Below are 14,274 nucleotides of genomic sequence, written 5' to 3' on the forward strand. Positions count from 1 at the left end.
TATAATTATGAAGCCATGAGAATGATAACCTTGTAACCTGGTCAGGATGGAAACATAGCAGCCATATCGAGAAGTGTTGTGTCTTGTGGTTTTTTATTTAAAAGGAGCAATATGTTTTTTATAAACAAAGCCTTAATTCCATTATTTAATAAACCACATCATTTTGTATTGCTTTATAAAAACCCGGAGATCGCAGTGTGAACTCAGTTGTATCGAAAAGACGCATTTGACAAAAAACCTGAGTGAACAACTCTTGAAGAATTTGTGCCTAATGCTAGTCAGTACGATAAAGAAAACTTTACCAATTTTTACATTGATCCTTCATTTTTCTTTGTAAGTGGCAGTGAAATTTTTGATAAAACTATTTATCCCGACAATGACTGAGACTTTAAAAAAGAAGAAAACAACTACATAGGTTCGCAATTAGTTGTAGAGTTAATGAGATCATTTTTAAACTCATTGGCTGAAAATGAACCAAGTGGATGCATAGTGTTTTATGAACAAGACGTTCAATCGAAACAATTTGAGATTAGACCATATTACATGTGTATAAATGTCGAATTAGCGCAAAGAGATCGTCAAGAAATAGAAAATCAAACTGAAGACAATAAAGAAATTTTTACTAAATTTTTAGACCAAGTTTTTGAAAAAGAAATTGTTTCAGCAAATGAAATTTGACAAACAAATCCTAACGTTCAAACATATAAGGCGAGATTGAAACTTTACACACAGCACTTTATAAAAATAGCTCAAAAAACAGTCAAATAATTTTATTAAATTAGACACCGTCGCTTATGCAAGTGTCTGATTTTTTTTTTTTTTTTTGCAGTGTAAGTTTAATAATAACTTGTATAAAAAAGATTTACGTAACCCCATTTGGTTAATAAAAAAGCATTTAGACACAATTGATTTCTAAATGCTTTTTGATCTGAATTTTACTTGAAATACAAATTACAGATTTCTAAGAATTTGTTTTTTTGCTCATCCTCTAATTTTGAATAACAAACAGAAAGAAGGAATTCTAGTTTTTCCTGGGCTGTTATCTCGCTTTTTCATTCATAATAATTTAGCTGATAGAAAACTAAAACAAAAAAGTCGAAAGTTCTAATTGACAATTTGGCTTTTGTTTGTTGTGAGTGAATCGAAAAATGCAAATTATTCATTGTTAGCTGTATTGTCTTTTGTTTTTTTCCTCATGATCAATTTGTTCTAAATAGAAAAGGTAGACTAGGATTTTCTTTGTTTAAAATTTTTTCATTCAAATCTCTAACATTATTGATATTTATTTTTGATATTACGTGATTTCTATTTATAAGTCTGTTCATTCTTAAAAAAATAAACAAGAGAATAAACCAGAATAAAGGAAACAGCAAAATATAGATTATCAATAAAGTATTTGTTAAGATTTCGCTTTCTTCAGAATTAAAGAATTTAATAGTTCAATAAACCAAAGGAATTTCTAAGATCAAAAGTAGAAAAGTAAACAATAAAAACTTCATAAGGCTTGCTTTTGCTATTTGTTTGCTAACTCAAAAACTTTTTCGTTTTGATAAATCTAACATTCTTCAGGTTGGTAGCTTATAAAAATTTATTCCTTGAATTATGAGTATGCAACCCAAAGCATAAAGTGTTATAAGATTATAATTCATTATTTTTTTCTTCCTTTTCGCAATTGATAAGATTTCTACCAATCATCTCAATCGGAACTTTTATATTTAAATAATTTAATATTGTTGGAGCAACATCGCATAGTGATCCATTACCAAGATTTATATTTTTGTCACTTGTAACAAACATGACAGGAAAAGTAGTGTGCTTTGTAGCTGGTTTATTGTTTTCGTCTTCAGTTAGTTCAGCATTTCCGTGATCTGCAGTTATAAATCAAGTGATATTTTTATTGTTTTCAACGTAATCCAAAATTCTAGCAAATTGAGTATCTAAAATTTCTATTGCTTTGATTGTGGATTGTAAGTTCCCTGTGTGTCCTACCATATCAGGATTGGCATAATTCATAACCACAAAATCAGTATTTTCTACATTTTCCAACAATCGATCTGTGATTTCTTTAGCTGACATTTGTGGGGCATTAGCATAAGATTCCACTTTTAATGAAGGAACCAAAATTCTTTGTTCTAGTGGGTATTCAACGTCTTTTCCACCATCAAAAAAGAAAGTAACGTGTGCATATTTTTGAGTTTCTGCTAGTCTTAATTGTTGTATTTTGTTCTTAGCTAAAACTTCACCTAAAGGAGAATTTACTATCATTTCTTCAAATGCAATTTGAGTATTCAAACCTTCGTATTTCATCATCGATACAAAATTGTCAATTTTTACTGCATTCTTTGGAATGTAATTGTAAAGATCTGAACCAATAAACATATGTGTTAATTGTCTTGCTCTATCTGGTCTAAAGTTAAAGAAAATTATTGAATCTGAATCACGTATGAACTTTCCATTTCTGTTTTGTGCAGGAATAAAAAATTCATCATAAATATTTTTACTATATTGTTGCTGAATATAGCTATTTACATCATCATAAGCATTACTGCATTCACCCACTAAAGCATCAAAAGCCTTTTGGTTGCGATCAAACATTTTGTCACGATCCATTGCATAAAAACGGCCACTAATTGAACTTATTGGATAACCAAATTGATTACTTAATTTTATTAGCGTGTCAAGTGAATTTTTTATTGACTGAGGTTTTGTGTCACGACCATCTCCAAAAATATGAATAGACACGTTTTTTAAACCCTTTTGGTGTACTAGTTTCATTAATTCAAACAAATGTGTGTCAAGTGAGTGAACTCCACCATTACTCAACATACCAATCAAATGCAGTGTTTTTTGTGTCTTTTTGACTGATTCAATGACATCCAAAAAGACTGAATTATTTTTAAATTCTCCTGTTTCTATTTGATTATTAATTAAAGAAAGTCCTGTGTAGACAATACGCCCGGCACCGATATTTAAATGTCCTACTTCACTATTACCAATTTGCCCTTCCGGCAAACCAACAAATTTTCCTGATGCTTGCAAGATCGAATTAGGATACTCACTTAGTAATTTATCAAAAGTAGGATGCTTAGCTAAAGCAAAAGCGTTACCTTGCTTTTCCTTTCTTATTCCTAGTCCATCAATTATTGTTAAAATGATTTTTTTATTGTTTTCCATATAAAAAATTATAATAATTAAAACATTGTAAGTAAAGGAATTTTTATGAATAAAACAATCAATATTTGTAACGAAGAAATAAATTATTTCATTGAAATTGATGACACAAAACCTTATGTTCTTTTTATTCACGGATTTGGCGATTCATTGAATATCATGCGTTCAATTGAAAGAATTCCTAATCGTGATTTCAATATTGTTGCTTTAGATATGCCTGGATGTGGTAAAAGTAGTTGAAACACTCGGCCTTTGACTTTAGAACACTATTTCGAAGTAGCCAAGACATTTATAAAAGAAGTTTTAACAGACAAAGAACTATACATTGTTGGACACTCGCTAGGTTGTTTGAGTACGTTATATTGTTTAAAACACACACATGCTAAATATGGATTATTAGTTGCTCCAGCACATTATGTTCTAACCAAAGCAAGAAAAGAGTTCGGATTGAAATTTTTAATCCCTAAAACAACAGAAGATGCAATAGAATCCTATCTATTACTGAGTCACAAATATCAGGAACAAATGAAAAGAAGTGCAAATATGTATGCTACTAGTGTGGTTGATAAAGATCAAACTCGCTACAAAAAATTTGGATGAATGATAGAAAACCAAATCTTAAATCTAGACTACACATATAATAACTATTTCAATCTTTTTGCTGGCGTTGATAATTACAAAATAGTAAGTGGTGATAAAGATTACTTTACTAACATATATGAAATTTCTTTAGTTGCTTACCAACAAAATAAAGAACTAACAATTCTAAAAGGTGCAGGTCACGCGGCCTTTTTAGACTCAGGACAAGAAATCTATGAGCAAATAGTAAAAATGACAAAAGAGCACTAAAGACTGGAAAAAAGACACAGAATTACCTTCTTTTGTTCTAGCTACAAACAATATAATCAAAAAAGATTTTCTTTTTATTATAATTTAAGTAAACAAGGGTGCTCGAAAGGGCTGAGATTATACCTATAGCTGATCAGGATAATACCTGCGTAGCTCGTTTCTCAATTTTATACAAGTATTGCACTCCTGTTATCAACGGGAGTTTTTTATTTCCTTGTTAGCAAAACTTGTTTGAGAAAAGGTAAATTTTTTTATCAATATTTTTAAAGGAATGCAAAATGACAAAATTCAAAAAGGCCATTTTTTCTCTACTACCTTTAGCTGCTTCAATAGCTGGAATTAGTGCCGTTTCAGCTGCGTGTGACAACACTGAAATTGACAAATGAGACAAAGACATTACTATCAATGTCAGTTGAATCAACGACGGATGGCAAGGAACAGAAGCAGAAAAAACTTATGTTTCAAAATTGACAGAAGAATTTAACAAGTTAAAAAATGCTGATGAGGAAACAAAACAGTTTCCAGACGTGAAATTCAAAGTTTCTCAAGGTGAAGTGGGGATTGATGACTTGAAAGCAAACAAGGCAAATGCTGACATTTTTGTTGCTTCTTATGCTAAATTTGCAGATTCACTATCAGATAAAAGCAATATTGACACAAACACCTTGCCTGTGGTGGGGCAAACAGCAACATGAAAATTCTCATGAACAATTGGTGATAATACTGCAAGATATACTGATGGTTCTGAATCTGACCCACTAAGAATTCAAGCTGAAAACGAAAACCAAATTCAATTAGCTAATAGTGATCTAGGTGAATATTACACTTGAGATGCTAATAATCCTAAGTACAAGTGAAATGGTTCAGTTTACAACATTTTCTACGACAAATCAAAAACTGACTTCACTTTCTACTACCGTGGTGCAATCTTAATGAGTGGAGATGATGCCCAATTAAAAGCAATTAAAGATGCTTGAGACACAAAAGACTTTAACAAATTTATGAGTTATGGTCTGGTAGTCGGAAAAACAAAAAGTGCTGGAAAATATAGATTCCAAGTAGCCTTGCTTGCAAAACACTTTGGTAAAACTACAGAAGAAGTAAACAAAACAATTCTGACACTGAAAGAAAACAACAAAGTTAAACAAGGTGATGCAAGTGATTTACTAGGTAAAAATGGATTTAATATTGCTTTTGATGATGAAGGTTCATTCAACTGAACAAAATCAGATGGTTCTAAATTTAAACCAAGTGATGCTAATGCTAAAATTCGTGTTTTAACATTGACTGAGGCAGCTCCATATGACATCATTTTAGGAAGAAAGAACTTGAATCCAGTACAAGCAAAACTAATTGCTAAAGCACTTTCTTCAATCAAAGGTGAAGAAAATACACTAGGAGTCTTCACAGGATACAACTACTTCATGAATCCAAAGAATTCAGACTTGTATAAAAAATTATTTGATATTTATTTAGCAGCCAGCGATCCAACTAAGACAATCACTGACATGCCATCTGTAAAAAGTTATGAGTAAAAACAACAAGTTTATCGAGTTCCAGAATGTTAGCTTAAAGTATCAAAATACTAATCAAACAATATTGCAAAACTTAAACTTCAGTATCGATGAAGGCGAAATGATAGCAATAATCGGTCACTCTGGTGTTGGTAAAAGTACTCTATTCAAAGCATTTGTCAAAGCAGTACAAATTACTGAAGGAGACATTTTCATCAACGGCAACTCATTTAATTCTTTCTCTAAAAAACAACTAAAAAGCTTCATTAAAAGTATTGGTTTTTTGACACAGAAAGCAAACTTGATAAACACAGACACCGTTTTTAATAATGTAAAAAAGTCAGCTGTGGATTTTAAAAATCCCTTCATGGCTTTTTTTAGTTTATTATCAAGAAAGCAAAAGGTTGAAATATTTTCAACTTTAGATAAATTAGATATTCTTGATAAAGCATTCTATCGTGTTAGTGATCTAAGTGGTGGGCAACAACAAAGAGTTGAAATTGCAAAACTTTTAATTCAACATGCAAAATTAATTCTTGCTGATGAACCAACATCTAGTTTGGATAATGCTACATCTAATGAAGTCTTAACAATGCTAAAAGAAATCAATCAAAAAAATAAAACTACAATTCTGGTGAATATTCATGATTTGAGTATGGTAAAAAAATATTTCACTAAACTTATTGTTTTACAAAAAGGAAAACTAGTTCTATGAGACTCAACAACCAACATCAGTCTAAGCGAAATGAAACAACTAGTAAACAAAACTACTTAAAATTTGTCTATCGATTATTTTTTTACTATGTAGAATCACCAAAAGCCAAAACCACAAAAAAAATTCGTCCGCTTTGAATCCACATTGCCATTTTTATTGCTCTTGCATTTATTATCTTTCTTTTTTCACTCAATAATTACTCATTAAATTACAATAGTTTTTCTGTATTCCGAGAAAATGTGAAGAAAATTTTCACCTTTTCAAATGTTTCCGACTTAAATGGTTTTGACCAAAATTTGGTCAAGTTAACTTTTAAATATTTAGGAACAACCCTACAATATGCACTCGCCGGAACATTCATAGGTTTTGTTGCAGCAATCATTTCTGCTTCGTTAAGTTCTAAAAATTACAACAACAAATATGTCTCATTCTTTGCTCGCTACTTTGTTTTATTTTTAAGAAGTATTCCAGAAATTGTTTTTATAACTCTTTTCAATCTTTCTTTTTATAGCAAATTAGCCTTGATATTAATATTTTTATGATTTAGCTGGCTGTGATTACACAAATATTTTATTGAAGCTATTGATAACTTAGATAAAACCCCTTATTACATTGCTCGCCGACAAGGAAAAAGCCACAGTAAAGCATACTGTAGTGAAGTTATGCCAAGATTATTTAACAGGTTCATGTCTCTTTATTTATATAGTTTTGAATCTAACATGCGTTGAGCATCACTGCTTGCGGCTTTAGGTGCTCCTGGGATTGGTCAATTGATTTATCACAGCACCGAATTAACGCAAAACATGAGTCAGTTAGGTATCCCATTAGGCATCCTGCTGTTAGTAGTTATTGCATTAGAGGCAATTAATTTAGTACTTAAAAAACATGTTTTTGAAGTTAAATCCAGAGACATTAAAACACGCAATTACAATCAATTAGCAAAGCAATGAGACTGAAGATTACTGATAAAAACACTGATTTTTATTTTCAGTATAGCTATTGCTGTATGATCTTTTGCTACAATCAACTTACAGAAAATGACTGCTTCAGCAACACTTTCTAACTTTTTAAAAAACATTTTTACTCCTGACTGAAATATTTTCGAAAACGTTTTAGAGCCAAACTTTTTTGAAAGTAATTTTGGGATGTTAGTACAGAGCTTAATGTTAGCAGTGATGACATTGACAATAACACTCGTTCTTTCTTTTGCACTAGCACCTTTTGCAACAACAAGACTTTCGAAATCAGGCTCAGTTTATTGCTCAAAGTTTTTCATTGCATCACTAAGACTCATTCCAGAAATCATTATTTTCTTTATTTTTAAACCTATTATCAACGATGCAACAACACTTATCATTTTCATTTTAGGAATATGTTCGATGGGCTCATTCACTAAACAATTTGCGGAAATGATTGACAATGTCGATGAGGAGATTATTGCTAATTTAAAAATGCAAGGCTGGTCAAAATCAAAAATTTATTTCAGATATGTCTTGCCTAGTGTCAAAAAAGATTTAGTTAGTTTAAGCTTATTCTACTTTGAAAACGCCTTTAGAAATATTATTACATACAGTGCAATAGTTGGTCAGAATATGATAATGGGTTACAAGATTTCTAATCTATTAAATGAAAGAGGAACTCATTTATCTAAAGCGGCAGCAATTATGTGAATAGCAACGGCAGCCATTTTTGCAATCAATATTTTGAGTGAAATTATAATTTGAAGAATTAACACTATTAGCTATGACATAAGCTACTGACAAAAATTAAAAATTATGTTCACTAAAAAAAGCCACTCTTTTGTAAAAATAATAAAATTGAAGAGAGGTAAACATGAATAAGTACTGAAATTTAAATAAAGGCGACGAAATCAGAGTAATTGCCCCTTCAAGAAATCTTAATTTAATAGGTAAACCTAACACTGACCTTGCTATAAAAGCACTAGAAGAAATGGGCTTCAAAGTAACTTTTGGTAAAAATGTTTATGAAAACGGAAGACGTTTTTCATCATCTATAGAAAGTAGAGTTAATGACATTCACGAAGCCTATCAAGACAAAAATGTTAAATTGATTTTAACAGTTATAGGTGGGTTCAATTCTAATCAATTACTGCCTTACTTGGACTGAAGTTTGATAAAAAATAATCCAAAACCTTTGTGTGGATTCAGTGACATTACTGCCTTAATTGTGTCAATTTATGCTAAAACTCAAAACATTAACTTCTACGGTCCTCATTTTAGTAGTTTTGCAATGATTCAAAATTCAGAGTTCATTAAACAACAATTTAAAGAAATGTTTTTAGAAACTGACGAGCCATTCAAAATGAAAGAGTCAGACAAATGAAGTGACGATATGTGATTTTTAGATCAAGAGAACAGAGTTTTTGAACAAAACACGAAAAGATTTGTTATTAATCCAGGAATAGCACAGGGAAAATTATTTGGTGGTAACTTATCAACCATTGCCTTAATAAGAGACACGGAATACTGACCTGACTTAAATGATGATATGATTTTCTTCACTGAATCAGTTTCGGCATATTCTTATGATGAATTTGAAAGAATGCTAGTATCATTAACACAATCAAAATGATTTAAAAACGTTAAAGCTTTAACGATCGGAAGAATGCAAAACGGTTCAAAACTGAGTCTTGAGGAAATCAAAGAAATTATCGACAACATTGATGTGTTGAAAAACATTCCTGTTATTGCCAATTTAGATTTTGGACACACAATGCCACTAAGTATTTTACCTGTTGGTTTAGAAGCTAAACTTGATACAAGTAAAGAAGATTTTCTAATTGTCGAAAGATAGAATTATCACTCATTATGAGTGATTTTTTTATTTTTCTTTTGAGAAATTAAGAAATAAAAAACACTCTCATTTGAGAGTGTTGATCACGTTAATGATATGGCTGCCCTTGTTAGATTCGAACTAACGCATGGCGGTACCAAAAACCGCTGCCTTTCCACTTGGCTAAAGGGCAATTTATGGTGGGAGGGGAGGGATTCGAACCCCCGAACCGTAAGGAAGTGGGTTACAGCCACCCGCGTTTGGCCGCTTCGCTACCCTCCCATTTCTATTGCTTTAATAATTATACACAATTTTAATTTTTTGTGAAATTTTTTGTTCATAAAGAAAAATAGCCCCTAAAGGCTATCTCGCTAATTATCAAATGTTGACTCTTTTTTCTGGAGACATATACATTGGATCGTCTTCAGTAATATCGAATTCTTTGTAAAAATCATCCATGTTTGCAAGTTGTATATTTGCTCTTAATTTTGTAGGAGCATGAACATCGGTTTGAAGCAAGTTTTTAGCAGTTTCCAGTAAATATTTTGCTCTTCAAATAGTTGCATAATTAATCATAAACTCTTTAGCATTAAAATCTTTTTTTAATTTAGCTGCTTCATATGCACAAGCAACTCCACCATTATCAGCAATGTTTTCACTGACAACTAGTTTTCCATTACATTTACCTGCAAAAGTTTCAACACCATCAAATTGAGCAATGATTCCCTGTGCCTTTTGTTCAAAGTTTTTTCTATCTTCATCAGTTCATCAATTTACCATGTTTCCATTTTCGTCGAAATTTGCACCATTATTATCAAAGGCATGGCTAATTTCGTGAGCAATAACAACACCAATTCCACCAAAATTTTGTGAACTAGTTTGTTCTAGTGAATAGAAAGGAGCTTGTAAAATAGCGGCTGGAAAAACAATTTTATTTTGAGTCGGACTGAAATAAGCATTAACTTCACTAGGAGACATTGATCATAGTTTGTTGTTTGAATCTTTATCTACATTATTTAATACTCACGCTGTTTTAAGTTCAACAAAATTTAAAACGTTTTCCAGTAAGTTTGAACCCTCTTCATATGTTTTAGTTTTCATTAAATCATAGTAAGATTCAATTTCATCAGGATACCCAATTGACACTTCCATAGTATCTAATTTTTTTAGTGCCATATTGATTGTATCTTTTGACAATCAAGTGTTTTTTGCTAGACGTTTTTTGTAAATTTCAATCATGCTTTTTGTTAAGTGCTCAACGTCAGCTTTGGCTTCAGGACCAAAGAAATGCAAACCATAGTAAGTTCCTACTGGCATTTTGAAGAATGATAAAGAACTTAGTAATGCAATTCTTTCTTGACTTTCAGCTTCTTTTGAACCGGTAAATGCTCTTCTGAATTCACCAGCAATAATTCTTAATTCATCAGAAAGATAAGCTGAGTAACTTACTAATGTTGCGATGTATAATCTTGCTTTGTAATTTTCAAAATTATCATCAGATAACAATGTATCAATTTCATTTACAAACTTAGGATATCCAACAACAACCATTTCAGGTTTTTTGTTAATTGTTTGTTCAATTAACTGAGCTAAATTAACTTTTGAAGATTTAGTTTTAAGCTCTTCAAGTGTGGTTGGATTGTAAAAATTAGTGTAAACAGCTGCGTATTCAGGCTCTATTGATAAAGGTAATAAAGTTTTGTCGAAAGCAAAGGCTTTTTGTACCATTTGTTTTGCATCTTGTTCGCTTTTGCCAACAAAAGCAAGCAATTTAATAGCCATTTTTTCATATGCATCTAATAGTTTAGTTTTTCTTTCTTCTTCTTGGTAAGGTTTAGTTGAACCTAAAATCAAGCTGTTTGGAAAAACAAATAGAACTTGTTTTTTCGAATTTTTGAAATCTGCTTCTACATCAAATTCAACCGGAACATACAATCCTTTTAGAACAAGTAAACGATAATTCTCAAAAACATCTTTAAATGAGTGCAATTTTTCAATTTCAGCAAGTAAAGGTAAGATTGGTTTTATTCCTAGTTCTTGACGCTTGTTTCAATCTAAAGACATTTTAAAAAACTTAACAAAATTTTGAATTTTAGAGTCATTTGGAACTGATTTTTCGTCATTTTTTCAGTTAAAAAATAACTCTTTTAGCTGTTCTTCAACTTTGTCGTAGATGTCAACAAATGAACCGGCAGATGTACGATCAGGCTTGATTTGAGTTTTTTCCATTCACTCTTTGTTTATTTCTTCATAGAAGTCAATTTTAAGTTTATTGGCATCGTATTTTGACATTATTATTTCCTTTCTTCATCAACTAATTCTTTCGCTTTTTCTAAAGCCACCGACAAGAATGTAGTAATTCCACGGTTTTGCATTGTTGCTCCATACAGTCTATCTACTCTTTCCATTGTTCCTTGACGGTGAGTAATAACTATAAATTGAGTATCTGCTTTCAGTTTGTGCAAGAATTCAGCAAAACGAATAACGTTAGCTTCATCAAGAGCAGCTTCAACCTCATCCAAAATACATAGTGGCAGCGGTTTAGCTTTAAGGATAGAGAATAATAGAGAAATTGCAATTAGCGCTTTTTCTCCCCCTGAAAATAGTTTTAAATTTTTGATTGATTTTCCTGGTGGTTGAGCAATGATGTCTAAGCCTGAATCTAGAAGGTTATCGGGTTCAGTAAAACGAATTTCAGCCATACCCCCACCAAACATCTTGTTAAAAACATACTTGAACTCATTATTGACCAAGTTGACGGTGTTCTTAATCTTAGCAATGATCATTTTGTCCATTTCGTCAATAGCTTGATTAATTTTGTTTACTGCTTCAGTTAGTTCATCTTCAGTTTTCTTGTGAATGTCATAACGTTCTTGAACTTCTTTTACTTGCTCGATTGCTTGAAGGTTAACATTACCTAGCTCTTTGATTTCTTGTTGTAGTTGAAGAACAATTTTCTTAGATACTGAATAGTCAATTTCTGGGTTGTAGTATTCTTCTTTAGCAACTTCAAATGTTAAAGAATATTGTTCACTTAAACGTCTTGCAGCTTGTTGAATAATTGCTTCGTTTCTTGTTTTTTCAATCGAAACACGGTTAAATTGCTCGCTTTCAAAACGATATTTGCTGTCTAATTTTGTTTTCTTATCAATAATTAGATTTAAACGTGCATTAACAGCATTTTGGTGCTGCTTTGTAGTTTCTAAAAGTGCTTCTTTTGCGCTTTTTTGACTAGCTAAAATTTCTATTGACTCAACGAAATTGATATTTTCATTCAGTTGTATTTTCTCTTTTGCTAGTGCTTCATAACGAACTGTTAATTCATCAAATTCTTTTGTGTCTTTTAACACGTTTTCATTGATTTTAACTGCTTCAATCATTAATTCGCGAGCAGCACTAGTATGTTTGTTGTACTGTAATTCTAATTCTTGTACTTCAGTCTCGAAACGCGTAATTTCTTCTTCAATATTTGGTAGTAAGTCTTCAAGTTTTTTGATATTTTCATCTAATTGGAAAACGTTGTTAGTTTGTGGTGCTTGTCCTCCAGTAATAACCCCACCAATACGAATGATATCTCCTTCAAGAGTAACAATCATGTATCTTTTTTCAAGAACTTGTGAAATTTTTGTTGCTTCATCAATGTTATTAGCAAGGATGATGTGTCCCATTAGAAAGCGTTTTAATTTATCAAATTCAGGTTTAGTGTTAATAAAATCCGCAAGAACTCCCACAAATCCAGGGTGTGTTTTTGCAACTCTTATATGGTCTTCACGAATACTTCTTTCACTAATTGAAGCAAGGGGGATAAATGATGTTCTTCCACCTTTGTTTTTCTTCAAGAATTCAATTGCTTCAACAGCTGTTTTGTCATCAGTAACAACAATGTTTTGAAGTGCATTAGCTAAAACCACTTCGACAGCTGTTGCATATTGAGATGGAACTTCTAACAGCTGAGCAACTGTTCCTTTAAAACCTTTAAATAAATGTGAGTGGTCTAAGATTAATTTTGTTGCACGAGCAAAGTTTAGACCATTATCTTTCATATCTTTAAGGTTGCTAATTCTTGCTTGCACATCACTTCTTTGCTTGTAAACAACAGATCTTTTGTTTTTTACTTCATATATGTTTTCACTAAATTTAAGTGCTTGTGAAGATTCTGTTTGTGACTTTTCTTTGTAATCTTTTTCTAATTGTTTAAAGCTGATAATTCTAGCATTAAGTTCTTCAATTCTTGCTTTTAGTGTTGAAATTTCTTCTTCTTTCGAAACATTAATTTTTCCTTGAAGAATTCATTCTTGTTGTTGTTTTGTGCCTGCATCACGAAGTTTTAGATTAACAATTTGTTCACTAATTTCTTCAATTTCTGAACGCAATTTTTCAACTTCGGAATCAACATTGGTTCTTTCTTTTGAGACAACTGTTGCTTCATTTTCTAAAGCTTTAATTTCGTCACTTAATTGTTTAAGAACTTCTTCACCTGCTCCATTTTCATTTTGAATTTTTGAATTTTTGTTTTGTGCTTGGTCAATTTCGTGAACTAAAAGACTGATTTCTACATCTTTCAATTGGTTGCTTTTTTCAATGTATTCTTCAGCTTTTGAAGCTTGTCTTTTTAGTGGAGTAAGTTGCTTATCTAATTCTTGAACTTTAGCTGCAATAACATTCAGTGATTCCTCAGTCTTTTGAAGCTTACTTAGTGCTTCTTTTTTTCTTGTTTTATACATGCTGGTTCCAGCCGCTTCTTCAAAGAATTCTCTTCGTCTTTCAGGAGTAGCTTCAGCAACATCGCTAATAGTTCCTTGGCTAATAATAGCTAGCGAAGATTTAGAAATACCAGATTGCATTGCAATCTCTTTAATATCTTTCATTCTTGCTAGTTCGCCATTGATGTAGTACTCGTTTGAACCTTTTCCACGGTTAAGAACACGGCTAATAGTGAAGACATCGTGTGGAATATTTACTGCTCTATCACTGTTGTCAAAAGTTAAAATAACTTCTGCTCTTTCCATTGGTTCTTGACTCTCAGAACCAGCAAAAATAACATCACTCATTGTGTCACCACGTAATGCTTTTGAGCTAGTTTCTCCAAGAACTCAACGAATAGCATCATTAATATTACTTTTTCCTGAACCATTTGGCCCAACAATAGCAACAATTCCTCCGTCAAATTTTAGAGTTACACGATCAGCAAAAGATTTAAATCCATGTGCTTGTACTTCGATTAATTTCATA

Annotated in this window: 10 protein-coding genes, 2 tRNA genes and 1 other RNA gene; 7 read left to right on the plus strand and 6 right to left on the minus strand. The window is 31.5% G+C overall.

All coding sequences use genetic code 4. The features are described from left to right. Positions 1–5: 5 nt before the first annotated feature. Together ffs and ACWXVV_RS00970 are read left to right on the plus strand one after the other, a co-directional pair. An RNA gene (ffs, locus tag ACWXVV_RS00965) (signal recognition particle sRNA small type) lies at positions 6–102 on the plus strand. 9 nt (positions 103–111) lie between these two features. Beyond that, positions 112–768: a hypothetical protein gene (locus tag ACWXVV_RS00970; RefSeq protein WP_438341460.1), complete on the plus strand. Its 657-nt coding sequence runs from the start codon at positions 112–114 to the stop codon at positions 766–768. 167 nt (positions 769–935) lie between these two features. Here ACWXVV_RS00970 and ACWXVV_RS00975 read toward each other — a convergent pair whose 3' ends face one another. Together ACWXVV_RS00975 and gpmI are read right to left on the minus strand one after the other, a co-directional pair. After that, positions 936–1,325, minus strand: coding sequence for a hypothetical protein (locus ACWXVV_RS00975; protein WP_455984566.1), 390 nt, complete (start codon positions 1,323–1,325; stop codon positions 936–938). A gap of 313 nt (positions 1,326–1,638) precedes the next feature. Continuing rightward, complete coding sequence (gpmI, locus tag ACWXVV_RS00980; protein ID WP_438341458.1) at positions 1,639–3,174, minus strand: 2,3-bisphosphoglycerate-independent phosphoglycerate mutase; 1,536 nt, start codon at positions 3,172–3,174, stop codon at positions 1,639–1,641. A 45-nt stretch (positions 3,175–3,219) separates the two neighbouring features. Between gpmI and ACWXVV_RS00985 the strand changes: the two genes are divergently transcribed. The 5 genes from ACWXVV_RS00985 (at position 3,220) to ACWXVV_RS01005 (ending at position 9,063) form a co-directional block, all read left to right on the plus strand. Then, a complete protein-coding gene (locus ACWXVV_RS00985) occupies positions 3,220–4,020 on the plus strand; it encodes an alpha/beta fold hydrolase (protein WP_455984565.1) in 801 nt (266 codons plus the stop codon). Positions 4,021–4,298: 278 nt separating this feature from the next. Beyond that, positions 4,299–5,555, plus strand: coding sequence for an ABC transporter thiamine pyrophosphate-binding lipoprotein p37/Cypl (gene cypl / locus ACWXVV_RS00990; RefSeq protein ID WP_455984564.1), 1,257 nt, complete (start codon positions 4,299–4,301; stop codon positions 5,553–5,555). Next, positions 5,548–6,309: a phosphonate ABC transporter ATP-binding protein gene (locus tag ACWXVV_RS00995; protein ID WP_455967680.1), complete on the plus strand. Its 762-nt coding sequence runs from the start codon at positions 5,548–5,550 to the stop codon at positions 6,307–6,309. The genes cypl and ACWXVV_RS00995 overlap by 8 nt, the downstream gene beginning before the upstream one ends. A gap of 179 nt (positions 6,310–6,488) precedes the next feature. Beyond that, positions 6,489–8,090: an ABC transporter permease subunit gene (locus ACWXVV_RS01000; RefSeq protein WP_438341454.1), complete on the plus strand. Its 1,602-nt coding sequence runs from the start codon at positions 6,489–6,491 to the stop codon at positions 8,088–8,090. Continuing rightward, the gene (locus ACWXVV_RS01005) at positions 8,083–9,063 is read left to right on the plus strand and encodes a S66 family peptidase (RefSeq protein ID WP_455984563.1); all 981 of its coding nucleotides are present in this window, start codon (positions 8,083–8,085) and stop codon (positions 9,061–9,063) included. The genes ACWXVV_RS01000 and ACWXVV_RS01005 overlap by 8 nt, the downstream gene beginning before the upstream one ends. 97 nt (positions 9,064–9,160) lie before the next feature. Here the strand turns inward: ACWXVV_RS01005 and ACWXVV_RS01010 are convergent. The 4 genes from ACWXVV_RS01010 to ACWXVV_RS01025 all read right to left on the minus strand — a co-directional run bounded on the left by ACWXVV_RS01010 (position 9,161) and on the right by ACWXVV_RS01025 (position 14,273). Continuing rightward, a tRNA-Gln gene (locus tag ACWXVV_RS01010) sits at positions 9,161–9,235 on the minus strand. A gap of 5 nt (positions 9,236–9,240) precedes the next feature. Continuing rightward, positions 9,241–9,324 (minus strand) — tRNA-Tyr (locus ACWXVV_RS01015). 93 nt (positions 9,325–9,417) lie between these two features. After that, entirely contained in the window at positions 9,418–11,334 is a 1,917-nt protein-coding gene (locus ACWXVV_RS01020) for a M13 family metallopeptidase (protein ID WP_455984562.1), read from the minus strand. Positions 11,335–11,336: 2 nt separating this feature from the next. Further along, positions 11,337–14,273 carry an AAA family ATPase gene (locus tag ACWXVV_RS01025; RefSeq protein ID WP_455984561.1) on the minus strand — a complete coding sequence of 979 codons (2,937 nt, stop codon included), beginning with the start codon at positions 14,271–14,273 and terminating at the stop codon, positions 11,337–11,339. Position 14,274: the final 1 nt, after the last annotated feature.

The sequence above is a fragment of the Mycoplasma sp. 3392 genome, from assembly GCF_053851755.1.